General features: G+C 64.3%; 19 protein-coding genes. 9 read left to right on the forward strand and 10 right to left on the reverse strand.

Translation table 11 applies throughout. The annotated features are described in order from the left end of the window. Positions 1–6 precede the first annotated feature (6 nt). The 3 genes from NGM99_RS11120 to NGM99_RS11130 form a co-directional block, all read right to left on the reverse strand. Positions 7–276, reverse strand: coding sequence for a hypothetical protein (locus NGM99_RS11120; RefSeq protein ID WP_252818894.1), 270 nt, complete (start codon positions 274–276; stop codon positions 7–9). Positions 277–350: 74 nt separating this feature from the next. Continuing rightward, the gene (locus NGM99_RS11125) at positions 351–3,497 is read right to left on the reverse strand and encodes an efflux RND transporter permease subunit (RefSeq protein WP_252818896.1); all 3,147 of its coding nucleotides are present in this window, start codon (positions 3,495–3,497) and stop codon (positions 351–353) included. Next, entirely contained in the window at positions 3,497–4,804 is a 1,308-nt protein-coding gene (locus tag NGM99_RS11130) for an efflux RND transporter periplasmic adaptor subunit (protein ID WP_252818897.1), read from the reverse strand. Before NGM99_RS11130 ends, NGM99_RS11125 begins: the two co-directional genes overlap by 1 nt. A gap of 356 nt (positions 4,805–5,160) precedes the next feature. Between NGM99_RS11130 and NGM99_RS11135 the strand changes: the two genes are divergently transcribed. Next, positions 5,161–6,387: a flavin monoamine oxidase family protein gene (locus NGM99_RS11135; protein ID WP_252818899.1), complete on the forward strand. Its 1,227-nt coding sequence runs from the start codon at positions 5,161–5,163 to the stop codon at positions 6,385–6,387. A gap of 26 nt (positions 6,388–6,413) precedes the next feature. After that, a complete protein-coding gene (locus NGM99_RS11140) occupies positions 6,414–7,955 on the forward strand; it encodes a cation:proton antiporter (protein WP_252818901.1) in 1,542 nt (513 codons plus the stop codon). A gap of 68 nt (positions 7,956–8,023) precedes the next feature. On the opposite strand, the gene NGM99_RS11145 is transcribed toward NGM99_RS11140, so the two are convergent. Further along, a complete protein-coding gene (locus tag NGM99_RS11145; protein WP_252818902.1) occupies positions 8,024–9,040 on the reverse strand; it encodes an LLM class flavin-dependent oxidoreductase in 1,017 nt (338 codons plus the stop codon). A gap of 336 nt (positions 9,041–9,376) precedes the next feature. Here NGM99_RS11145 and NGM99_RS11150 point away from each other — a divergent pair, with 336 nt between their 5' ends. From NGM99_RS11150 to NGM99_RS11170, 5 genes are all read left to right on the forward strand, one after another. Next, positions 9,377–10,387, forward strand: a complete 1,011-nt coding sequence (locus NGM99_RS11150; protein ID WP_252818904.1) for a BMP family protein — start codon at positions 9,377–9,379, stop codon at positions 10,385–10,387. Positions 10,388–10,447: 60 nt separating this feature from the next. Then, complete coding sequence (locus tag NGM99_RS11155) at positions 10,448–11,992, forward strand: ABC transporter ATP-binding protein (RefSeq protein ID WP_252818905.1); 1,545 nt, start codon at positions 10,448–10,450, stop codon at positions 11,990–11,992. A 10-nt stretch (positions 11,993–12,002) separates the two neighbouring features. After that, complete coding sequence (locus NGM99_RS11160; RefSeq protein ID WP_252818906.1) at positions 12,003–13,067, forward strand: ABC transporter permease; 1,065 nt, start codon at positions 12,003–12,005, stop codon at positions 13,065–13,067. A 163-nt stretch (positions 13,068–13,230) separates the two neighbouring features. Further along, positions 13,231–14,169, forward strand: a complete 939-nt coding sequence (locus NGM99_RS11165; RefSeq protein ID WP_252818908.1) for an ABC transporter permease — start codon at positions 13,231–13,233, stop codon at positions 14,167–14,169. Between the two features lie 16 nt (positions 14,170–14,185). Next, positions 14,186–15,478: an amidohydrolase family protein gene (locus tag NGM99_RS11170; RefSeq protein ID WP_252818909.1), complete on the forward strand. Its 1,293-nt coding sequence runs from the start codon at positions 14,186–14,188 to the stop codon at positions 15,476–15,478. Between the two features lie 115 nt (positions 15,479–15,593). Here the strand turns inward: NGM99_RS11170 and NGM99_RS11175 are convergent, their stop codons facing one another. From NGM99_RS11175 to NGM99_RS11200, 6 genes are all read right to left on the reverse strand, one after another. Beyond that, entirely contained in the window at positions 15,594–17,033 is a 1,440-nt protein-coding gene (locus NGM99_RS11175; protein WP_252818911.1) for a gamma-aminobutyraldehyde dehydrogenase, read from the reverse strand. An 18-nt stretch (positions 17,034–17,051) separates the two neighbouring features. Next, a complete protein-coding gene (locus tag NGM99_RS11180) occupies positions 17,052–17,864 on the reverse strand; it encodes an ABC transporter permease (protein WP_252818913.1) in 813 nt (270 codons plus the stop codon). After that, positions 17,854–18,810, reverse strand: a complete 957-nt coding sequence (locus NGM99_RS11185) for an ABC transporter permease (protein ID WP_252818916.1) — start codon at positions 18,808–18,810, stop codon at positions 17,854–17,856. The genes NGM99_RS11180 and NGM99_RS11185 overlap by 11 nt, the downstream gene beginning before the upstream one ends. Then, entirely contained in the window at positions 18,807–19,796 is a 990-nt protein-coding gene (locus NGM99_RS11190) for an ABC transporter ATP-binding protein (protein ID WP_252818919.1), read from the reverse strand. Before NGM99_RS11190 ends, NGM99_RS11185 begins: the two co-directional genes overlap by 4 nt. Positions 19,797–19,920: 124 nt before the next feature. Further along, positions 19,921–21,093, reverse strand: coding sequence for an ABC transporter substrate-binding protein (locus NGM99_RS11195; RefSeq protein WP_435371423.1), 1,173 nt, complete (start codon positions 21,091–21,093; stop codon positions 19,921–19,923). A 118-nt stretch (positions 21,094–21,211) separates the two neighbouring features. Then, on the reverse strand, positions 21,212–22,147 hold the full coding sequence (locus NGM99_RS11200) for a LysR family transcriptional regulator (protein ID WP_252818920.1): 936 nt from the start codon (positions 22,145–22,147) through the stop codon (positions 21,212–21,214). A 177-nt stretch (positions 22,148–22,324) separates the two neighbouring features. Between NGM99_RS11200 and NGM99_RS11205 the strand changes: the two genes are divergently transcribed. Further along, a complete protein-coding gene (locus tag NGM99_RS11205) occupies positions 22,325–23,224 on the forward strand; it encodes an NAD-dependent epimerase/dehydratase family protein (RefSeq protein ID WP_252818922.1) in 900 nt (299 codons plus the stop codon). Positions 23,225–23,237: 13 nt separating this feature from the next. Continuing rightward, complete coding sequence (locus NGM99_RS11210; RefSeq protein ID WP_252818923.1) at positions 23,238–24,788, forward strand: cryptochrome/photolyase family protein; 1,551 nt, start codon at positions 23,238–23,240, stop codon at positions 24,786–24,788. The last annotated feature ends 1 nt before the right edge of the window (position 24,789 follow it).

Genomic DNA, 24,789 nt, shown 5'->3' on the forward strand with positions numbered 1-24,789 from the left:
TGCCCTTTATTCGCGCGGCAACTCCCTGCAGGCAGCGACCTCGCCTACACCAACGCTGATCAGTTCCCCGGCTTGCGGCAGGGGCGCTGCACCGGGATCGCGGTCGGGACTGATGGCACGCACCTCCACCAGTTTTACCGATAAGGTGGGGCCGGTTTCGGAGACTACGTCGCCCTCATAGGAAAGCGGATAGGGCTCATCCTCGGCGTCCTGAAACGTCACCCGAAAACCCGGTTTGAGTTCGTTTGTCGGGTATTTGTCGATCCGTTTCAGCATGACCATCTCCTCCTTTATGCGGGAAAAGTGCTCGCGCGACGCTTATGTTCCGGCCATGCGAGTGGGCGGCTGGATCAGCGGACGGCCTCCGCCTGAGGTGTGGGTTCAGGGCGCTGATCCTTGGTCTTACTCCGCCACCCGGCAAGCTTGCGCACGCCGACATAGAAGAGCGGCACGAAGAAGATGCCGAGCGCGGTGGCCGCGATCATGCCGCCCATCACGCCGATGCCGATGGCGCGTTGCGCCCCCGATCCCGCGCCTGTGGCAACTGCGAGGGGCAAGACACCGAGGATGAAGGCGAAGGAGGTCATCAGGATCGGGCGCAAACGCATGCGCGCCGCATGAAGCGTGGCTTCCACCAATCCTTGGCCTCGCGCCTCGAGATCCTTGGCGAACTCGACGATCAGGATCGCGTTCTTGGCCGCCAGACCGATGGTCGTGAGTAGGCCGACCTTGAAGTAGATGTCGTTGAGCTGCCCCGTGAGGCTCGCCGCGACCAGCGCGCCGAAGATGCCGACGGGCACGGCCAAGATCACCGAGAAGGGCACCGACCAGCTTTCGTAGAGTGCCGCCAGACACAGGAACACCACCAGAACCGAGATGCCATAAAGGAACCCGGCCTGCGAGCCCGACAACCGTTCCTGATAGGAGAGACCCGTCCATTCCGAGGTGAAACCGCCGCCAAGCTCGGAGACGAGCTGTTCCATCCGGTCCATGGCCGCACCCGAAGAAACGCCCGCAGCCGACTGACCCTGGATGTTGAAGGCGGACGCTCCGTTATAGCGCTCGAGCCGGGGCGGGCCTTGCGTCCAGCTCGTCTGGGTGAAGGCCGAGAAGGGCACCATCTCGCCGGCGCCGTTGCGCACATACCAGCGGTTGAGATCGCTGGGCACCATGCGGAAGGGCGCATCGGCCTGCACATAGACCGGCTTGATGCGGCCGTTATTGTCGAAATCATTGACGTAGGAGCCCGCCCAGGCAGTGGAAAGCGCGCTGTTCACGTCAGACACGCCGACACCGAGCGCGCCGGCCAATCGATGATCGACATTCACCTGGAATTCAGGCTGCGATGCCGCGCCGTTGCGGCGCACGGCCTGCAGCATCGGGTCGCTGTTGGCTTTCGCGAGCAATTGCCCCTGCGCCGCCAAGAGCTTCTCGCGCCCTGCCCCGCCGGTGTCCTTGAGGTAAAGCTCGAAGCCGTTGGATTGGCCGAGGCCTTGAAGAGCGGGCGGCGACAGCGCGAAGACTGTGGCGTCGCGGATTTTCGAGAAGGCCGCCATGGCGCGGCCGGCAATCGCCGAAGCCGTCTGATCCGCACCCGTGCGCTGGCTGTAGTCTTTGAGCTTGACGAAGGCCATGGCATTGTTCTGGCCGGTGCCCGAGAAGGAGAAGCCAAGCGCCGCGAATACGGAATCGACGTTCTGGCCTTCTTCCTTGAGATAATGGTTCTCGATCTGCTCGAGCACCGCCACCGTGCGGTCGCGGGTGGCACCCGTCGGCAGCTCGACGATGGTCATCAGGACGCCCTGATCCTCCTGCGGCAGGAAAGAGGAAGGCAGGTCGCGGAAGAGCCACCAGGCGCCACCGCCGATCATGAGGAAGAGCACGATCATGTAGATGGGCCGGCGCAGGATGCGCGAAACGCCGCCGACATAGCCGTCCGTCGCGCGGTCGAAGCCGCTGTTGAACTTGCGGAAAAGGACGTTCTTCTTCTCGCCATGCGTGGGTTTGAGAAGCGTCGCGCAAAGGGCTGGCGTCAAAACGATGGCGACCACCACCGAGAGCAGCATCGCAGTAACGATGGTGATCGAGAACTGCTGGTAGATGATGCCGACCGAACCGCCGAAGAAGGCCATGGGCAGGAACACGGCGGACAGAACCAGCGCGATGCCGACCAGGGCACCCGTGATCTCCTTCATGCTCTTTTCCGTCGCCTCGCGGGGCGGCAGACCCTCCTCGGCCATCACGCGCTCGACATTCTCCACCACGACGATCGCGTCATCGACAAGCAAGCCGATGGCGAGAACCATGGCGAACATGGTCAGCGTGTTGATCGAATAGCCCGCGACCGCGAGCACGCCGAAGGTGCCGAGCAGCACCACGGGCACCGCGATGGTGGGGATCAGCGTCGCGCGGAAGTTCTGGAGGAAGACGAACATCACGACGAAGACCAGAACCACCGCCTCGATCAGCGTGTGGTAGACCTTCTCGATCGAGACCTCCACGAAGGGCGTGGTGTCGTAGGGATAGACCACTTCGACACCGGCCGGCAGCGTGTTCTTGAGCTGATCGATGGCCGCGCGCACGCCTTCGGCCGTGTCGATGGCGTTGGCGCCGGTCGCCAGATTCACGCCGAAGCCGGCGGCCGGGTTGCCGTTGTAGCGGCCGGAGCTCGCATAGCTCTCGGCGCCGATCTCGACGCGGGCGACATCGGCCACCGTCACCAGCGAACCGTCGGTCTCGGTCTTGAGGATGATCGAGCGGAACTGGTCGGGCGTTTGCAGTTGGCTTTGCGAGGTGACCGTAAAGTTCATCTGCGCGCCGGGTGCCGTCGGCTGGTTGCCGAGCTGGCCGACCGAGACCTGCACGTTCTGCGCGGAGACGGCGGTCGTCACGTCGGATGGTGTGAGCTGGAACTGCGCGAGCTTGTCGGGGTCGAGCCAGATGCGCATCGCATAGCCCGAACCGAAGATGTTGAGATCGCCAACACCCGTGACACGGCGGATCGTGTCTTCCATGTTGGTGCCGATGATGTCGGCCAGATCGACGGACGTGTAGCGACCGTCCGTCGAGGTGAGGGCCGCCACCATCAGGATGCCGGAATTCGATTTGTTGACGGTCACGCCCTGCCGCTGCACGGCTTCGGGCAGCTGCGATTCCACCAGCGACAGCTTGTTCTGCGTCTGCACCTGCGCGGTATCGGGGTCGGTGCCGTTGGCGAAGGTCAGCGAGATCGAAGCCGCCCCCTGCGCGGTGCTGTTGGACGAGATGTAGAGGAGCCCGTCGAGGCCCGTCATGTTCTGCTCGATGATCTTGGTCACCGAGTTCTCGACCGTCTCGGCACTCGCGCCGGGATAGGTCGCCGAGATGCGCACCGTGGGCGGTGCCACTTCAGGATATTGCGAGACGGAGAGCTGGTTGAGCCCGAGCAGGCCCGCCAGCATGATCGCAATCGCAATGACCCAGGCGAAGACCGGGCGATGGATGAAGAACTGGGCCATCAGTTCTGCTCCGTCGCCTGACCAGCAGCCGGTGCGGGAGCGGCTTCGTTTGCCGCCACCTTCGCCGTGCCGTCTTCGTTGATCTGGACCTCGACCGGCGTCACCTTCTGCCCGTCCTGCACGCTTTGCAGGCCGTCGATCACGAGGCGGTCGCCATCGGACACGCCCGCGCTCACGAGCCAGTTGGAGCCGATATCCGATTGGGTGGTGATCACGCGCGTTTCCACCGTGTCATCGGCCTTGATGAAGCGCGCGGTCGCTTCGCCCTTGTTGTTGCGCGACACCGCGCGCTGGGGCACCAGAAAACCGTTCTCGGCGACCGCGACATTGACGGACGCGCGCACATACATGCCCGGCAGAAGTTCGCGCTGCGGATTGTCGAAGGTCGAGCGCACGCTGAAGGTGCCGGTGGTCTCGGAGACATAGCGGTCGGCCGCATTGATGGTGCCCGTGCCCGCATAGGCCGAGCCATCGGCGAAAGTCAGGTTGACCTTGGCTTCCTTGCCGGGACCGACCAGCAGGCGCAGGGCACCCGTCTGCAACTGCTCGCGGAAACGCAAGAGGTTGCCGGCGGATTCGCTCATATCGACATAAACGCGATCGATCTGGCGGATGGTGGCAAGCGCGTTGGTCTGGTTGGCTGTCACAAGCGAACCGGCGTTCACCGTGGAGGTGCTGATCTGGCCGGAAATGGGTGCCGTGATCGTCGTGTAGCCGAGATTGATCTGGGCGGTCTGCAGATTGGCCTGCGCCACCGCCACATCGGCCTGCGCCTGGAGAAAGGTGGACTGGGCAGTCTCGCGCTGCTGTTGGGACACGACATTGGTGTCCGACAGACGATTGTAGCGGTCCGCGCTGGCCTTTGCCGTGGCTTCCGCCGCCTGCGCCTTCTGGAGGCTCGCCTGCGCCGCCGTCACTTCGGCCTGATAGCTCTGCGGGTCGATGCGATAAAGGACGTCACCTTGCTTGACTTCGCTGCCTTCGCGAAACACCCGCTCCTTGATCAGCCCATTCACCTGCGGCCGGATCTCGGCGGTCTGATAGGCGGTGACGCGGCCGGCGACGGTGGAAGACAGCTCGACCGGCTGCGGCCGGATCGTGATGAAGCCGGCCTGCGCGGGCGGGCGGGCGCCCTGTGCCGCCCCACCTTGTGCCGCCGCACCTTGCGCCGAAGCGCCCTGCCCGGATCCCTGGGCAGCACCCTGGCCGGCCGCGCCGGACGATGTGCTGCTTTCGGAACAGCCGGCGGCGAGCGCCGCGATCAACAGAACCGGGATGATGGCGCTTCGAACGATTGGCTGACGCATCAGGCTGCGACCTTCACTGTCGATAGATGGGACCGTGCCCCGGAACCGGCACGCCCGGCTGTTAGGACGGACGCGTGGGCCGGTCGTGACGACCGGACAGGCGGTGAGTTCCGGCATCCCCCGCATTCGCCTGCCGCTCGATTATCAGCGGCTCGGGCAAAGCCGAAGACCTGAATTGTATCGAAATGTGGCACGCCCAACGCTCGGTCCGTGAGTGAGGATGATTAGATTGCGCAGCTTCGCTGCAAGGCAACAGCGCGGAAAAGTTCGATGTGGTCTCGGAGACTGGCTTGCAGTGCTGCATCGCCTATCTTCCGAAAGCCTGGAACCAATGCGCATCGCTTAAGGTGAACAATTTGACGAGTGAATTGGATGTCGCCATCGTGGGCGGCGGTGCGGCCGGCATCGCAGCCGCGCGACGCCTCCTGGAACGCGGGCGCAAAGTTCTGCTCATCGAGGCACTGCCGCAACTCGGCGGGCGGGCGCGCACGGCGGTGGTCGAAGGCATGCCGCTCGATCTCGGCTGCGGCTGGCTGCATTCCGCCGAACGCAACCCGTTGCGCGCAGTGGCGGAGGCGCAAGGCGTCACGGTGGATCGCCGACCCTCCGCCTGGGGCAATCAGTTGCGTGACCTCGGTTTCTCGGCGGATGAGCAGGAACAGGTCTGGGACGCCTATGAAGCGCTCTGCACCGAGCTTCGCGATGCGCCGCCGCCAAGTGACCGCGCCAGCGACGCAATGGCAGCACAGAGCCGGTGGCGGCCCTTCATGGACGGTTTGAGCAGCTTCATCAACGGCACCGAACTCGACATGCTTTCGGCAAGGGATTTCTCCAATTACGACAGCGCGTCGAGCAGCAACAACTGGCGCGTGCCGAGCGGCTATGGCGCGTTCATCGCAGGCCTCGGTGCGGCGCTGCCTCAAATGCTCGGAACCCGGGTCTCATCGGTCCAGCAGGAGAATGGCGGCATCCGGCTCGATACCGACCAGGGGCCAATCACCGCGCGGGCGGCAGTGGTCTGTGTTTCGTCCAACATTCTGGCGAGCGGGCGCATCCGCTTCGACCCGCAGGCCGACGACCATCTGCATGCTGCGGCTTCCCTGCCGCTTGGGCTTGCCAACAAGGTGTTCCTCCGGCTTGGCGACCCAGAACTCGTCCCGGCGGAATCGCATCTGATTGGGCACCCCGACCGTGCGGCCACCGCCAGCCATTACATCCGCCCCCTGGGTAAGCCTGTGGTGGAAAGCTATTTCGGCGGCGCCCATGCCTATGACATGGAAAAGGCTGGCAAGGACGCCGCAATCGCCTTCGCCGTTGAGGAACTGCGCCATCTGCTCGGCTCCGATTTCGCGAAGAGCCTTTCGCCGATCGCCGTTTCGGAATGGGGAAAGGAAGGATCGATCGGCGGCTCCTACAGCCATGCGCTGCCCGGCCACGCCGCCGCGCGGGCCACGCTCGCCAAGCCCGTCAGCGAACGGCTCTGCTTTGCCGGCGAGGCCTGCTCGGCGAGCGATTTTTCGACCGCGCATGGCGCATGGGAAACCGGTCTTGCGGCGGCCGAGTGGATCGATCAATCCTTGTGAGTTGAACAAGGCAAGCGGGGGCGGCCATGACCTTCTTTGAAAGCCTGCTCCTGCTGCTCGCCATTGCCATCCTGCTCCTTCAGGTGGCGCGTCGCCTGGCCCTGCCCTATCCTGCCATGCTCGCGCTGGCCGGCGTGGCGCTCGCACTTCTGCCCGGCATGCCGACCATCACGCTCGAGCCGCAAACGGCGCTGGCGCTGTTCATCGCCCCGGTTCTGGTCGATGCCGCCTTCGACTTTCCGCTCGGCGCGGTGCGCAAGCTGTGGCGGCCGCTTTTCGCGCTCGCCGTGGTGGCGGTGCTTTTGTCCGCTGGTGCGGTGGCGGCTCTCGGCATGCTCTTGGCCGGACTTCCCTTTTACGCGGCTCTCGCATTCGGCGCGATCGTCGCGCCGCCCGATGCGGCAGCGGCGACCGCCATTCTCAACAGCGTCAGCATGCCCCGGCGCTCCGTCACGGTCTTGAAGGGCGAAAGCCTGCTCAATGACGCGTCCGCCCTGTTTCTCTTCACCGCCGCCCTGTCGCTGCATTCAGAAAACGGCATCAGCGCCGGTCTGGCGCTCGAACTGGGGCTCGCGGTGCCGGGCGGCATCGTCTTGGGCATCCTGTTCGCCAAGCTCACGCAACTCATTCGCCCTTTCGTTGCAGGAACGCTCGGCGGCAACCTGCTCGAATTCGTGGGATCCTTCGGCGTGTGGGTGATTGCCGAGCGACTGGGCCTTTCGGCGGTCCTCTGCCTCGTCGCCTTCGCGATGACCTTGGCGCGCACCGCCGGACTTTCCACCAAGCCGCGCATGCGCATCCACTCCTATGCCGTATGGACGAGCGCCGTGTTCCTGCTCAACGTCCTGGCTTTCCTGCTGATGGGCCTGCAGGCGCGCACCATCATCGGCAATATGGAGCCGGGCCATCTCGCGGAAGCCGCGTGGTTCGCTCTGGCCGTGCTTCTCTGCCTCGTCGCGGTTCGGATGGCCTGGGTGCTTCTTTACAACCGGCTGGCGCGACAGTTCCCCTCTCTGCGCGGTGATCTCGAGCCGGCCAATCTGCGCGAAGGCCTGCTTGTCGGATGGTGCGGCATGCGCGGCCTCGTGACGCTTGCCGCCTCCTTCGCCCTGCCCGCCGACTTTCCGCAGCGCGACATGATCGTGCTGGCAGCCTTCGGCGTGGTCCTCGGCACTTTGGTGTTGCAAGGGCTGACGCTTGCCCCACTCGTACGGCTCCTCAAGCTCGATGGCGAAGACGGCCTGGGCGACGAATTACTGGCGGTGCGCGCCGACCTAGCCTCAGCTGCACTGGCCTTGATCGGCAACCAGCGCGGGCCAGCCGCGGACTATTGGCGCTACGGCTATGAAACCGCACAAGCCGCCCTTTCAACGGGCGGCGACATGCGCGCACTCGACGAGAAGCGCACGATCGGACTGGCCGCCATTCGGCACCAGCGGGAGCGCCTCGAGACCCTCCGCGCCGAGGATCGCGTCAGCGCGGATGTCTTCATGGTCGTGCAGGAAGAACTCGACTTCCGCGAGGTCGCGCTCAGCAGCGAGGAAGACCGGCAGATCGAGGAAAGCTGACCACGCCGGCCTTTCCTCGTTTTGCAACCCCAAACGCAGAACCGCTGCGCCCCTTCACCCGGTCTGCTTCAGCGCCAGCCCAGTGCCGGCGCCACATGTTTCAGGATCGCCTCGAGCACATGGGTATTGTAGGAAACGCCGAGCTGGTTGGGCACGGTGAGCAGAAGCGTGTCGGCTTCAGCGATGGCCTCGTCCTTGCGCAGCTCTTCCGCCAGCCGGTCCGGCTCATTGGCATAGGAACGGCCAAAGACCGCGCGCATGTTGTCGATGATGCCGACCTGATCGCTGTCCTTGCCACGACCGAAATAGGCGCGGTCCTGATCGTTGACGAGCGCGAAGATCGAGCGCGACACGGACACGCGTGGGCTACGCGTGTGGCCCGCTTCCTTCCAGGCTTCGCGATAAAGGCGGATCTGCTTCGCCTGCTGGACATGGAAGGGCTCACCGCTTTCGTCCTGCTTGAGCGTCGAGCTTTGCAGGTTCATGCCCTGCTTAGCTGCCCAGACGGCGGTGGCGTTCGAGGCCGAGCCCCACCAGATGCGCTCGCGCAAGCCTTCCGAATAGGGCTCGAGCCGCAAGAGGCCGGGCGGGTTCGGGAACATCGGATGCGGATTGGGCTCGGCAAAGCCCCGGCCCTCGATCACCTGGAGGAACACCTCGGCGTGGCGGCGGCCCATGTCGGCATCGCTTTCGCCCTCGGCAGGCTGATAGCCGAAATGCCGCCAGCCTTCGGTCACCTGCTCGGGCGAGCCACGGCTGATGCCGAGTTGCAAACGGCCGCCCGCGATGAGATCGGCGGAACCGGCGTCTTCCGCCATGTAGAGCGGGTTCTCGTAGCGCATGTCGATCACGCCCGTGCCGATCTCGATGCGGCTGGTCCTGGCCCCTACCGCCGCCAAAAGCGGAAAGGGCGAAGCGAGCTGGCGCGCGAAGTGATGGACGCGGAAATAGGCGCCGTCCGCCCCAAGCTCTTCGGCCGCAACCGCCAGATCGATCGACTGCAAAAGCACATCGGATGCCGAACGCGTTTGGGACTGAGAGCCGGGCGACCAGTGGCCGAAGGAAAGGAAACCGATTTTCTTCATGATACGCTCGTGGAACACACGCTCCGGCGGCTGCGGAGCGGTCAAAGGCTCGGAAGCTCGCGATGAATGAGAAACTGAGAGCCAGATATGGTGCTGTTCAGACCAGCGCAACGGAGCCGTTCTTGTCCGGTCGGGTGACACTTCGTTCACAAGGCAGCTCTCCCAAAAAGGCGGCGCTAAAATTTGTGCGGCTTGGGAATTGCTCAAGATTTGGGCTTACCCGCCTTGACGCTTCGGCTTTCTCCCTCGAAGGATGAAAAAGCCGGTTCCGGCAATCTTTCGTTTTCCTGCAGGCGATAAGAGCCCGGAACAGCCAAACAGAGGGGTTCAAGAATCATGACGGAAACCGTCAGCACCACACTTTCCAGACGAAACGTCCTCACGCTCGGCGGTGCTGCGGCCGTGCTCGCCATGCTGGGCGGGATGGCGCAGGCCAAGGCGAAGCCGATCGCGGTCGCACTGGTCACGTCCGTGCCGATCGAGCAGCAGTGGATCAGCCGCATCCACTTGGCGCTGAAGGCGGCCGAGGCGCGCGGCGACATTACCTATGTCTATTCCGAGAACGTCGCCAACACCGACGCCGAGCGCGTGATCCGCGAATATGCGGAAGGCAAGAAGGACCTGATTATCGCGGAGGCCTTCGGGCTCGAGCGCGCGGCGCGCAACCTCGCCAAGGACTATCCCGAGACCGCTTTCCTGATGGGCTCGTCCTTTCCCGCGCAGGAGCCGAATTTCGCGGTTTTCGACAACTACATCCAGGACGCGTCCTACCTCACCGGCATCGTCGCCGGCAAAGCCACGAAGTCCAACGTGATCGGCATGGTCGGCGGCTATGCGATCCCTGAGGTGAACCGCCTCATGCACGCCTTCATGGCAGGCGTCTCCTCGGTCAACCCGGACGCCAAGTTCCTCGTCTCGTTCATCAACAGCTGGTACGACCCGCCCAAGGCCAAGGAAACGGCTTTCGCGATGATCGAGAAGGGCGCCGACGTGATGTATGCCGAGCGCTTCGGCGTGTCGGATGCTGCCAAGGAAAAAGGCGTGAAGGCCATCGGCAACGTGATCGACACGGCCGCGCAATATCCCGGCACGGTGATCGCCTCCGCGCTCTGGCACATGGAGCCCTCCATCGACAAGGCGGTGGGCGCGGTGCTGTCCGACAGCTTCAAGGCCGAGAACTACGGGCCATTGAGCGGCTTGGCCGTGGGCGGCTGCTCGCTGGCGCCGCTCGATCCAGCACTCGTGCCGCAGGACGTGATCGACATGGTGAAAGTCAAAGAAGCCGAGATCAAGTCGGGTGCTTTCAAGGTGGCCATCAACGACGAAGAGCCGAAATCGACCATGTAGGCTTAGGCTCGCGGGCGGCGCGATCAGGGTGCCGCCCGCTGCCTTTCTCGAGTTTTCACTGTGACAGCCAATCCACACACGCCCGTTCTGGAGTTGCGCGGCATCTCCAAACGCTTCGGCGCGCTTCAGGCCAATGACGACATCGACCTCGTGCTCGGTCGCGGCGAGGTCTTGGCGTTGCTCGGCGAAAATGGTGCCGGCAAGACCACCCTGATGAACATCCTGTTCGGCCATTACGCGGCCGACAGCGGTTCGGTGTGGGTGGCGGATCGTGCGGGCGTGTTGCAGCCGCTGCCTTCCGCCAACCCGGCGGCGGCCCTTCAAGCCGGCATCGGCATGGTGCACCAGCATTTCGCGCTGGCCGACAAGCTTTCCGCGCTCGAAAACATCACGCTCGGCACCGAAAGCCTGTGGCGGCTCTCGCGCGGTGACCGCAGCGCGCGAACCAAGCTCGATGGCTTGATGCGCCGCTCGGGGCTCCTTGTCGATCTCGACAGCCCGATATCGCGCCTGTCCGTGGGCGAGCGGCAGCGCGTGGAAATTCTCAAGGCGCTTTATCGTGACGCGCGCATTCTCGTGCTCGACGAGCCGACCGCAGTGCTCACCCCCCAGGAAAGCGCGAGCCTGTTCGAAACGCTGCGCGCGCTGACCGCCGATGGGCTGAGCGTCATCCTGATCTCGCACAAGCTGGACGAAATCCTCGCGGCAAGCGACCGCGTGGCCGTGTTGCGCCACGGGCGCAAAGCGGGCGAAGTCTCGACGCGTGAAAGCACGAAGGCAGCCTTGGCCCAGATGATGGTCGGCCGCTCGGTGCCGAGCCCCGCGCGGACCCCGCGCGAGCCGGGCGCGCCAGTGCTTGAACTCGTCGGCGTTTCGGTCGAGAGCCCAACGGTGCGGCGGCGGCTTGACGATGTTTCCCTGCAAGTCCGCAGCGGCGAGATCGTCGGCATCGCGGGCGTTTCCGGCAACGGGCAGAGCGCGCTGGCCGATCTGCTGTCCGGCCTTCTCACGCCCAAGCACGGCTCGCTGCTTCTGGGCCAAAAGCCGATCACCCGCTTCGACCCCGGGCTTTTCGTCCAGTCCGGCATCGGTCGCGTGCCTGAGGACCGGCACCATGAGGGCGCCGTGGGTGCGATGACGGTGGCAGAGAATACGGTTCTCGAAAACCTGTCCGAACCCCGCTTCCAACGCTGGGGCTTTCTGCGCAAGGCCCGCATCGACGCGCATGCGCGCAATGCCATCCATGATTTCGACATTCGCTGCCCCGGCCCCCATGCGCCGATCCGCCAGCTTTCGGGCGGCAACATGCAGAAGGTCATTTTGGCGCGCGCGCTCGACCGCGAGCCGCAGCTGGTGCTCGCCAACCAGCCCACGCGCGGGCTCGATGTAGGCGCGGTCGCCGACGTGCATCGCCGGTTGATTGCCGCCCGCGACCGCGGCGCAGGCGTGGTGCTCGTCTCGGAAGACCTCGACGAGATCCTGGCGCTGGCCGACCGGGTCACCGTCATCTTCCGCGCACGGCTTTCCGAGGCGATGCCGGCTGAAGGGCTCGACCGACAGGCGCTCGGTCTTCTGATGGCGGGGCAAGCCCGCGAAGCGGCGTGAGGGCGGGCCGATGCTGAGACTGGAAACCCGCACCGCGCCTGCGCGCTGGCTGAGCTTCGCCGTTCCGGTTTTTGCTGCCCTTTTGGCGCTTTTGCTGGCTGCAATCCCGCTGCTCTCTGCCGGCGTCTCGCCGCTTCAAGCCTATCGCGTGATGCTGAGCGGCGCCTTCGGTTCGCAATTCGCTGCCACGGAAGTGGTAGCCCGCGCCACGCCGTTGATCCTGACGGGCTTGGCGGCAGCCGTCGCCTTTCGTGCGCGGCTCTTCAATATCGGTGCCGAAGGCCAGCTTTATGCCGGCGCGCTGGCGGCAGTCGCAGTGGGTTCCGGACTGATCGACGGGCCTGCTGTCCTGATGATTCCGCTGGTCTGCCTTGCCGGCGCGCTGGCCGGCGCCGCGCTGATGCTCGGGCCGACGCTGATGAAGGTGAAGCTCGGCGCGGACGAGGTGGTGACCACCCTGCTTCTCAACTTCGTCGTGGCCCTCTTCGTGCAGATGATGATCGAAGGGCCGATGAAGGACCCGATGAGCATGGGCTGGCCGCAATCCGAGCCGATCCTGTCGAGTGCTGTGCTGCCCAACCTGATCGAGCGGACCCGCGTCCATGCCGGTCTCATCATCGCGGTGGGTGCGGCGCTCCTGGCCGAGATCGTGATGCGCCGCACAGTGCTGGGCTTCCGCATCCGGGCGGTGGGCCACAACCCGGCCGCCGCGCGTTTCGCGGGCATGAGCGTCACGCGGACCATGCTCGTGGTGGGCGCACTCTCGGGCGCGCTGGCAGGGCTTGCGGGCGTGGGCGAAGTGGCGGGCCTCAAAGGCTATCTCACCAACGATCTTTCGCCGGGCTACGGCTATGCCGGCATCGTAGTCGCCATGCTGGCGGGCCTGTCGCCGCTCGGCGTGATCGCCTCCGCGCTGTTCGTGGCGGCGGTGTTCGTCGGCGCGGACTCGATGAGCCGCGCGCTCACCGTGTCCTCCTATATCGCGAACCTCATCGTGGCACTGAGTCTGTTGTCGGTGCTTTTGTCGAGCGTGCTCCTGCGCTTCCGGCTGCGCTGGGAAGGAAAGCCGGCATGAGCGCGTTGGTGGATCATTTGGTGAAACCTCGGGGCAGAGGGTGGACGAGGTTTTTTTGTTTCCACCTAGGCGCCGGGCACAGTCGATGCGGTGCATCGGCGAGCACCGGCAACGCGGGTGGAAACGAAAAGGACCGGCCAACCGACCCACGAGGTTGCACCAAATGATCCTGGACATTCTCCTCACCGTCTCCTTCTGGGCGGCGGCGATCCGCATCGCCACACCGTTGATCTTCGGCGTGCTCGGCGCGCTGGTCTGCGAAAAGGCGGGCGTCCTCAATCTTGGCATCGAAGGGATCATGACGGTCGGTGCCATGGCTGGGTGGCTTGCCGTTTACAGCGGCTGCGACCTTTGGACAGGCGTGCTGATCGCGGCCCTTTCGGGGGCAGCCTTCGGCCTGCTCCTGTCGTTCTTCACCGTGACGCTCGGCCTGTCGCAGCATGTGAGCGGGCTCGGGCTGACGCTGCTGGCCACGAGCGGCGCCTATTTCACCTATCGGGTGATCCTGCCCAACCAGAGCACCCCGCCGCGCATCACGCCGTTCCAGCCGCTCGACATTCCCGTGCTGTCGGACCTGCCGGTGATCGGCCCGATCCTGTTCAGCCAGACGGCGCTCACGCTGCTCGCCTTCGTTCTCGTCGGCCTGCTTACCTGGATTTACGCCCGCACACCGCTGGGCCTGGCGCTCAAGGCTGTGGGCGAAAATCCGGCGGCCGTCGAGGCGCAAGGGTTGAGCGTCGCATGGCTGCGCACGGGCGCCGTCGTCGCGGGCTCGGCGCTGATGGCGATAGGCGGCGCGTTTCTCACCATGTCCGCCTTCGACGCCTTCTTCTTCGAGATGGTGGCCGGGCGTGGCTGGATCTGCATCGCACTCACCGTTTTCGCCTCGTGGCAGCCGGGCAAGGCGCTTTTGGCGGCAATCCTGTTCGGCGCCTTCGACGCATTTCAGGTAAGGCTGCAGCAGGTGGCGGGCGGCGTGGTGCCGGGGCAGGTCTTTTTGATGCTGCCTTATCTTCTTTCCATTCTGGCGCTCGTGATCTGGTCACGCCAGGCCAGCGCGCCAAAGGCGCTGATGATGCCCTATCTGCGCGGCCAACGCTGATTTTTTTGAGGACCGTATGAGTTTCGACCTGATCGTTCGCAACGCCACGCTGCCGGATGGGCGGAGCGGCATCGATATCGGCATCGGTGGCGGCAAGATCGTAGCCATCGAACTGAACCTTCAGGCCGAAGCGGGCGAGACTATCGACGCAGGCGGGCACCTCGTTTCGCCGCCTTTCGTCGATTGCCATTTCCACATGGACGCCACGCTTTCGCTTGGGCTGCCCCGCCTCAACCGTTCGGGCACGCTTCTGGAAGGCATTGCGCTTTGGGGCGAACTCAAGCCTATCCTGACCCATGAGGCCGTGAAGGAGCGCGCGCTGCGCTATTGCGATCTGGCCGTGGCCCAAGGCCTGCTTGCGGTGCGCACCCATGTCGATATCTGCGACGACCGGCTGCTCGCCGTTGAAGCCCTGCTCGACGTACAAAAGCAAGTTGCGCCCTATCTCGATCTGCAACTCGTCGCCTTTCCGCAGGACGGCTATTACCGCTCGGCCACAGCCGCCCAGAACCTCGAGCGCGCGCTCGATCTGGGCGTCGATGTGGTCGGCGGCATTCCGCATTTCGAGCGCAGCATGGAGGATGGCGCCCGCTCCGTTCGCGCGCTCTGCGAGATCGCCGCCGCGCGCGGGCTGCCCGTGGACATGCACTGCGACGAGACCGACGATCCGCTGTCGCGCCATGTCGAAACGCTGGCCTATGAGGCGACGCGGCTGGGCTTGGGCGAACGCGTGGTCGGCTCGCACTGCACCTCCATGCATTCGATGGACAACTACTATGTGTCGAAGCTTCTGCCCCTGATCGCCGAATCCGGCATGCAGGTGATCGCCAATCCGCTGATCAACATCCAGCTTCAGGGCCGGCATGACACCTACCCCAAGCGCCGCGGGATGACGCGGGTGAAGGAGTTGCGCGAGCACGGCGTCAACGTCGCCTTCGGCCAGGACTGCACGATGGATCCGTGGTACAGCCTGGGGGGGGGCGACATGCTCGACGTCGCCCATATGGGCCTTCATGTCGGCCAGCTTTCCGCGCGCGAAGCGATGGAATACTGCTTCGACGCGGTGACGGTGAACGCCGCGCGTGCGATGGGCCTCGAAGGGTATGGTCTCGAAGTGGGATCGAACGGCGATCTCGTGATCCTGCAGGCCAAGGACCGCATCGAAGCCGTGCGCCTGCGCGCCAACCGGCTTTTCGTCATCCGCCGAGGCAAGGTGATCGCCCAAACAGCGCCCCGCATTTCCACGCTCACGCTTGCTGGTCGCCCATCCGAGGTCGATCCCGCGAGCTATGCACCGTCGGCTTCATGAGCGAAACGCGCGGCATTTCATGAATGCGCGTTTCCCTGCCGGGTTGATCGCGGCCAAACTCCATCCTTGCCTACAACCTCGCTTGAACGCCAAGAACCGGCGTTCAAGGAGTGGATCAGCCATGGGCGATCATGACATGGCGCACGGCGGAATAATCCTCGAGCGCATAGAGCGACATGTCCTTGCCGTAGCCGGACTGCTTCAGGCCGCCATGAGGCATCTCGTTGCACAGCATGAAGTGGGTGTTGATCCAGGTGCAGCCATATTGAAGGCGGGCGGCGGTGGACATCGCACGCGACACGTCGCGGGTCCAGATCGAGGAAGCCAGCCCATAATCGCTGTCGTTCGCCCATGACACGGCCTGATCGACATCTGAAAAGCGCGTGACGGAAACGACCGGCCCGAACACCTCGCGGCGCACAATCTCGTCTTCCTGCTTGGCACCAGCGACTACGGTCGGCTCGTAGAAGAAGCCGCCGCCTGCGCCCGGCTTGCCGCCTGTGGTGATTTCAATGTGCTTGAGTTCCGTCGCGCGTTCCACGAAGCTCGCCACGCGGTCGCGCTGGCGCCTGGAGATCAACGGGCCGATCTCGTTTTCGGTGTCGTCCTCGCGGTTGAAACGGATGGTGGACACGGCGGATGAGAGGTCCGCCACGAGCTTTTCGTAGATCTTGTCGCCCGCATAGATTCGGCAGGCGGCGGTGCAGTCCTGGCCGGCATTGTAATAGCCGAAGGCGCGCAAACCGTTGACCACGAGATCGAGGTCGGCATCGTCGAACACGATCACGGGCGCCTTGCCGCCGAGTTCGAGATGGGTGCGCTTGACGGACTTGGCGGCGGCCTGAAGCACCTTCTTGCCGGTCGCTACGTCGCCGGTGATCGAGATCATGTTGACGCGCGGATGGTTGATCAGCGCATTGCCGACGCTTTCGCCGCGCCCGAGCACGATGTTGACCACGCCCTCAGGCAGAATATCGGCCAGAATCCTGCCGAGCTTGAGGGCTGAAAGCGGCGTCTGCTCGGACGGCTTGAAGACCACCGTGTTGCCGGCGCCGATCGCGGGCGCGAGCTTCCAGGCCATCATCATCAGCGGATAGTTCCATGGCGCGATGGAGGCCACGACGCCGATCGGGTCGCGGCGGATCATGGAGGTGTGGCCGGGCAGATATTCGCCCGCCACCTGCCCCGGCATGGTGCGCACCGCGCCCGCGAAGAAACGGTAGCAATCGACGATGGCAGGAATCTCATCGTTGAGCACGGCATTGATCGGCTTACCGCAATTGAGCGCTTCGAGCCGCGCGAACTCCTCCGCCTCGCGCTCGATGCGTTCGGCAATCTGCAGCAGGTAGTTCGAACGCTGACCGGGCGTGGTGCGCGACCAGGTCGTGAAGGCTTTTTCAGCAGCAGCCACGGCCTCTTCGATCTGCCCGAGCGAGGCTTCGGGCAAATCCATGATGGTCTTGCCGGTGCGCGGGTTGAAGATGGTTTCGGGCGCTTCGGTGCCGGAGGCAAAGCTGCTGCCGATCAGCATGTCGGTTTCGAACCGGGTGTCCATGGCGTGTTTCCCCTTTTTCTATTTTCCGGAACCGGCAACGGTGTCGCCGTCGCGGGTCAGCCAGTAGGCGGCAAGGATGGGCAGAAGCGTCACCAGCACCACGACCATCGCGACCACGTTGGTGACCGGGCGCTGGCGCGGGCGCACGAGTTCTTCCAACATCCAGATCGGCAAGGTCTGCTGCTGGCCGGCGGTGAAGGTGGTGACGATCACCTCGTCGAAGGACAGCGCGAAGGCGAGCATGCCGCCGGCGAGAAGCGCGGTGCCGATATTGGGAAGGATCACATAGCGAAAGGTCTGGAAGCCGTCGGCACCGAGATCGTAGGATGCCTCGATGAGCGAGCCGGAGGTACGCCGCATGCGGGCGACCGCGTTGTTGTAGACGACCACCACGCAGAAGGTCGCGTGGCCAAGCACGATGGTCCAGAACGAAAACGGGATCTCGGCAAGGTTAAAGGCCGAGCGGAGCGCGATGCCGGTGACGATTCCGGGCAGCGCGATGGGCAGGATCACGAGCAGCGACACGGCTTCGCGGCCAAAGAAGCGCGAGCGCGACACGGCCGCCGCCGCCAGCGTGCCGAGCACCAGCGCGATCAGCGTGGCGATGGAAGCGACCTTCAGCGACAGGCCGAGTGCCGACCACACATCGGGCCGGTCCCAGGCGACACCCAGCCAGCGCGTGGTGAAGCCCGGCGGCGGCCACTGATAACTCTTTTCCTCGGTGGTAAAGGCGTAAACGAAGATCAACAGGATCGGCAGGTGCAGGAACAGAATACCTGCGCCCGCAGCGAGTTTCAGTGCCAGGGGTGCCTTCTGCCCGTCAGAGTGCATCGAAGGCTCCCATGCGGCGGGCGGCCCAGAGATAGATGCCCATGATGACGACCGGCACAACGGTGAAGGCAGCGGCCAGCGGCACGTTGCCGGCCGTGCCCTGCTGCGCATAGACGGCTTGGCCGATGAAGAGCCGCGAGGTGCCGATGATCTGCGGAATGATGTAGTCGCCGAGCGTCAGCGAGAATGTGAAAATCGAGCCCGCGATCACGCCCGGCAACGCGAGCGGCAGGAGCACGGTGCGGAAGGCCTGGCCGGCATCGGCGCCGAGATCGGCGGATGCCTCCATGAGGCTCGGCGGCACGCGCTCGATTGCGGCCTGGATCGGCAGGATCATGAAGGGCAGCCAGACATACACGAAGACGATGAAGGTGCCCGTCGCGCTGAGCGAGAGCGAGTTGCCGCCCACCATGGGAAGCGACAGCCATGCATCGAGCAGGGGCAAGAGGCCGAGCTTGCCAAGCCCCCAGGTGAGAATGCCTTCCTTGGCGAGGATCAGCTTCCAGGCATAGATTTTGACCAGATAGCTCGACCAGAGCGGCAGGGTGACCGCGACGTAGAAAAAGGCTTTCGCGGCGCCCTTGGCGTATCGCGCCGCGTAATAGGCGATGGGAAAGGCGACCGCGACGGAAGCCAGCGTGACGAGCATGGCCATCACCACCGTGCGGAGAATGATGTCGTAGTTCGCGGGCTGAAACAGCTGAGCATAGGTGCGAAGCGTGAAGGTGCGGTCGATGAGGCCGGAAAACTCGTCGATCGAAAAAAAGCTCTGCAGGAGAAGCGCGAAGAGCGAGCCGAGATAGATGATGCCCAGCCAAAGCAGCGGCGGCAAAAGCAGAAGGAAAAGCAGAAAGCGCGGCCGCCGCCAGAACAGATCAGACAATGCGCCGGTGAAGCCGCCAGTTCCGCGGGCGCTTGCAAGAGTGGAAAGTGCGGCCGTGCTCACCGCGCATCTTCCATGAGATGGAGGTCGGCAGGCGACCAGTGGAGGGTGACGCTGGTTCCGACCGGCGGCAGGGCAGCGCCCGAGGGCAGCGTCACATGGAGCGCACCTTGGGGCGTTTGAACCAGAAGGCGGCGCGTGGCGCCCAGGAAGGCATGGCTCCTGACTTCGCCCGCGATCGCACCCGCGCCACTGAGCACGATCTTTTCGGGACGCAACGAGGCGAAGCGGTGCTGGCCGGTGAGACTTTCCACCAGCGGCGGCGCGAGCACATTGGAGGAGCCCACGAAATCGGCGACGAAGCGCGTGGCGGGGCGCTCGTAGATCTCTTCCGGCGTGCCCGCCTGCACGATGCGGCCCTCGTTGAAGACGGCCACGCGGTCGGCCATGGACAGTGCCTCGCCCTGGTCGTGGGTGACGAAAACGAAGGTGAGGCCCAGACTGCGCTGAAGAAGCTTCAGTTCCTCCTGCATGCTTTCGCGCAGCTTCAGATCGAGCGCGCCGAGCGGCTCGTCCAGAAGCAGGACCTTGGGCTCGTTCACGAGTGCGCGGGCCAGCGCCACGCGCTGGCGCTGGCCGCCCGAAAGCTGGGCCGGGCGGCGCGCACCGAACCCGTCGAGCCGCACCAGCGCCAGAGCCTCACGCGCCCTGGCCTCGCGCGTGGCGCGGTTCACACCCTTCACCATCAGCCCATAGGCGACGTTGCCGAGCACATCGAGATGCGGAAAGAGCGCATAGTCCTGAAAGACCGTGTTCACCGGCCGGCGATAGGGCGGCACGGTGTCCATGCGCTCACCGAAGATCGACACCGTGCCTCCGGTCGGCCGCTCGAACCCGGCGATCAGGCGAAGACAGGTGGTCTTTCCCGAGCCCGAAGGGCCAAGCATGGCGAAGAACTCGCCGGGGCGCACGTCGAGGGACACGTCATCGACCGCGCGCACCGTCCCGAAATGGCGCGAAACGTTCTGAAAGGATACGGCTGCGGTCATGGCGTTGTCTCGCGCGTCCGCTGTCGGGGAGATCGACGGCTTGATCGACCCCGAACAGGGCTTGTCGGCTGATTATGGGCATCGCCACCTCGGTCGCGACGCCTTTGGGCTCGGTCCAGCTACGTCAGCGACCGCCAATCACGCCGATATAGTCCGACACCCAACGGTAATACGGCACGCACTGGTCGTTTTGCGAGGCACATTTGGAAACCGGCGTGCGCCAGAACTTGATCTTGTCGAAGTTCTCGAAGCCGTTGGTCTTGCAGCCTTCGTCGGTCAGGAGCGCATTGCCCTTGCAGGCGGCGGGCACGGCGGGGTTGGAGCCGAACCACGAGGCGAGATCGCCCTGCACCTTGGGCGACAGCGAGTGCTCCATCCACATATAGGCGCAGTTCGGATTGGCGGCATCGGTCGCCAGCATCGTCGTGTCGGCCCAGCCCGTCGCGCCCTCCTCTGGAATCGTGGACGCCACCGGCTGCTTCTCCGAGGCGAGCAGGTTCACCTGGAACGGCCATGAGCCCGAGGCCACGACACCCTCGTTCTTGAAGTCGTCCACCTGGATCATCGCATCGTGCCAGTAGCGGCCGACGAGCAGGCGCTGGGCGCGGAGCAGGTCGAGGGCCGCCTTGTACTGGTCCTCGTTCAGCTCATAGGGATCCTTGATGCCGAGTTCCGGCTTGTGCGCCATCAGATAGTTGGCGGCGTCGGCGATATGGATCGGGCCGTCATAGGCCTGCACGCGGCCCTTGTTGGTCTTGCCATCGGGCAGGTTCGTTTCTTCGAACACCACGCTCCAGCTTTTCGGCGCTTCCTTGAAGACCTCCGTGTTGTACATCAACACATTCGGCCCCCACTGGTAGGGCACGCCGTAATGCTTTCCCTCCACCGTGAACCAGGGTGCGTCCTTGAGACGGTCGTCGACGGTGGACCAGCTCTTGATGAGATCGGTGTTGATCGGCTGAACGCGCTTGCCGGCGACAAGGCGCAGCGAGGCATCGCCCGATGCGGTGACGAGGTCGAAGCCGCCCTCGTTCATCAGCGCCACCATCTCGTCGGAAGTGGCCGCTGTCTTCACATTGACCTTGCAGCCGGTTTCCTTCTCGAAACCGGAAACCCAGTCATAGTTCTTGTCGGTCTCGCCCCGCTCGATATAGCCGGCCCAGGCGACGATGTTGACCTGTCCCTCGCCCTTGCCGATCGCGGTGATCGCGTCCTGCGCGAGGGCCTGCGTGGCAAAGGCACCCGCCATCAGCAAGGCAGTGCCCGCGCGCAAAGTGGTTCCGCAGAAGAGTCCCATGCCCGTGCTCCCGTTTGTTGGCCTGCCGCGTGGTTCACGGTCAGTGCTGTTCCCGGGCAGCAAGGTTGCAACAAATGGTGGTTTCGGCAAACGCATTCGGTCGAATAGCGATATCGGCTCAACCGATATCAGAACGCCGACCGTTCTCCGCCGCCAGCGCGCGGGCACGCGATTGCGCGACATCGATGAAGTCGCGCGCGGCAGGCGCCAATCCCGACCCGCGCCGCCAAACCATGCCGACCTCGACGGCGGGCAGCGGGCCGGATACCGGGCGGCGCTCGATGCGGTCGCCTTCGAGCGACCAGGGGCGGTAAACGAGTTCGGGCAGAAGGGCCACGCCCGCGCCCGTCGCCACAAGGCTGCGCACGGCCTCCACGGAGCGGGTCCGGAACGCCACATGGGGCCGCGCGCCGAGTGCCGCCAGGACCTTGCCGGTGTTTTCCTCGATCTCGTCGATGGTCAGCATCACCAGAGGCTCGCGCGCAACGGCCGCGATCTCCACCGCCGTTTCCTGCGTCAGCGGATGGCCGAGCGGCAGCCAGAGCCGATAGGGCGAAACGTCGAGCACTTCGGCTTCCAGCGCCATCCGGTCGCGCAAGGTGGACAGCACCATCACGGCCACATCCAGTTCGCCGCCGACCAAGAGATGTTCGAGATAGTCGCCATTGTCCTCGATGGCCGAGACTTCCACCGCGGGATAGGCACGGCGAAACCGGGCGAGCAGATCGGACAGCACGTAGCCGGCGACAAGCGAGGTCACCCCCAGATGCAGCCGCGCGCCGGGCTTTGGAGCATCATCGTGGAAGGTCCGCCTTGCGTCCGAAACGCCGGCCAAGATCTTGGTCGCATGGCGCTGGAACTGGTGGCCCTGATGGGTCAGTTCCAGCCCGCGCGACCGTCGCTCGAAGAGCTTCACCCCAAGATCGGCTTCGAGTTCCTTGATAGCCTCCGTCACCGAAGACTGCGAGATCGAGAGCCCCTGCGCCGCGCCCGAAACCGTGCCGCGCTCGGCAACCGCGATAAAGAACTGAAGCTGGCGAAGCGTGAAGGCCATGAGGGTGTGTAGCGGTGCCACGAGCAAACAGAAAGACGGCAGGCACCGCCATTCGCAAGTTCGGCGCGGCCTCGACGCATACCGGTCTTGCCGCGACGACGACGTATGAGGTGCGCCCTGCCTTTCCCCATGCGAGGCCGGCCCTAGATCGGCACTTCCGGTGTTGGAGAAAACAGTATGCCGAAGCGGATCGTGTTCACGGGTGGGTCGGGCAAAGCCGGGCGGCATGTCGTACCGTGGCTGAAAGCCAAGGGGCACGAAGTCCTGAACGTCGATCTGGCCCCGCTCGACTGCGAAGGCGTCAACACGCTTTACGCGGATCTCGCGGACGGCGCGCAGGTCTTCAATGCGCTCACCACGCATTTCGGCTTCGAGGGCTTCGAGAAAGGCCACCCGCCGGCACCCGTCGATGCCGTGGTGCATTTCGCCGCCGTGCCGCGCGTTCTCATCAAGCCTGACAACGAAACCTTCCGCATCAATGTGATGAGCACCTACAACGTGATCGAAGCGGCAGTGAAGCTCGGCATCAGCAAGGTGATCGTCGCGTCGAGCGAGACCACCTATGGCGTCTGCTTCGCGGAAGGCGACCGCGACTTCCATCGCTTTCCGCTCGAGGAAGACTACCCGATCGACCCGATGGATTCCTATGGTCTGTCCAAGCAGGTCAACGAAAACACCGCGCGTGCCTTTGCCGCGCGCTACGGTGCGGACATCTATGCCTTGCGCATCGGCAATGTGATCGAGCCCGACGAGTATCACCGCTTCCCCGGCTTTCTCGCCGACCCGATGTCGCGCAAGCGCAATGCATGGAGCGTGATCGATGCGCGCGATCTCGGCCAGATCGTGCATCTGTGCCTCGAAAAGGACGGCCTGGGCTTTGAGGTCTTCAACGCCACCAACGATACGATCACGGCCGACGAGCCAACGGAAGAGTTCCTCAAGCGCTGGTGCCCGGAAGTGCCGATCACCCGTCCGATGGGTGAATGGGAAGCGCCACTCTCCAACCGCAAGATCCGCGACGTGCTGGGCTTCAGGCAGGAACATGACTGGCGCGAGGAGGTGAAGCGCCTCGGCTGACAGGGCTGGTTCCTTGGCACGCCTGCGCTTGATCCTGGGCGACCAGCTGTCGCGCCATATCTCCAGCCTTTCCGATCTCAAGCGTGGCGACGTGGTGCTGATGGCGGAGGTGGCGGATGAGACCACCTATGTCCGTCATCACCAGCGCAAGATCGCCTTCCTGTTTTCGGCCATGCGCCATTTCGCCGGCGACATGCGTCAGGCGGGCATCATTGTCGATTACGTGAAGCTCGATGACCCCGACAACACCGGCAGCTTCTCGGGCGAGCTCGAACGCGCCTTGAAGCGACACGTGGTCGGAGGTGTCGTCGTCACCGAAGCCGGCGAGTGGCGCGTGCAGCAGATGCTTCTCGGCTGGCAGAATGCGCTCAGCGTGCCGGTCGAGATCCGCGCCGATACGCGCTTTCTCTGCTCGCATGATGAGTTCGCCATGATGGCAGGTGATGCGACAGGCGAAAGCCAGCCGCTTCTGATGGAAGATTTTTATCGGCGCATGCGGCGGCGTACGGGTTATCTGATGCGGTCCAACGGCACGCCCGAGGGTGGGCGGTGGAACTTCGATCACGAGAATCGCAAGACACTGCCAAAGGATGTCGAGCCGCCCGAACGCCCCTTCTACGAGCCCGATGAAATCACGAAGGACGTGCTCGCTCTCGTGTCACGGCGCTTCGGCAATCATTTCGGCTCGCTCGAAGACTTCGACTACCCCGTCACGCGCAGGCAGGCCCATGGCTATCTGCGCTGGTTCGTGGCCAAGGCGCTGCCTGACTTCGGCACCTATCAGGATGCGATGCGCGAAGGCGCGCCGCTGCTTTTCCACTCGCACTTGTCGGCGCTCATCAATTGCGGGCTGCTCGACCCGGCCGAATGCTGCGAGGCGGCCGAACACGCTTTTCGCCAAGGCCATGCACCGCTCAATGCGGCCGAAGGCTTCATCCGCCAAATCATCGGATGGCGCGAATTCGTGCGCGGCATCTATTGGCGCGAGATGCCCGGTTATGGCGACCGCAACGCGCTCGATGCCAAGCGGCCGCTACCGGACTTCTTTTGGAGCGGCGAGACAGATCTCAACTGTTTGCGCCAGTGCATCGGTGACACCCGCCGCAACGCCTATGCCCACCACATCCAGCGCCTGATGGTGCTCGGCAATTTCTGTTTGCTCGGCGGCTTCGACCCGCGCGCGGTGCAGGAATGGTATCTCGTGGTCTATCACGACGCCTATGAATGGGTGGAGATGCCCAATGTGGTCGGCATGATCCTTTATGCCGATAACGGCCTCTTCGCCACCAAGCCCTATGTCGCGTCGGGCAACTACATCAACCGCATGTCGGACTATTGCCGGAACTGCCGCTATGACGTGAAGAGCCGCAGCGGCCCGGATGCCTGTCCCTTCAACGCCCTTTATTGGGACTTCGTGGCGCGCCATGCCACCCGCTTCGAAACCAACCCGCGCATGACGCAGACGCTTTCGACGATGAAGCGCATGGATGCCGGGAAGCTTGCCGCCATGCGTCAGGACGCCCAGCGGTTTCTCGATGCTCTGCCTGTTTCAGGAGACTACTGAG

The organism is Mesorhizobium liriopis, assembly GCF_024053505.1.
In the GTDB taxonomy this organism is placed as follows: Bacteria; Pseudomonadota; Alphaproteobacteria; order Rhizobiales; family Rhizobiaceae; genus Mesorhizobium_B; species Mesorhizobium_B liriopis.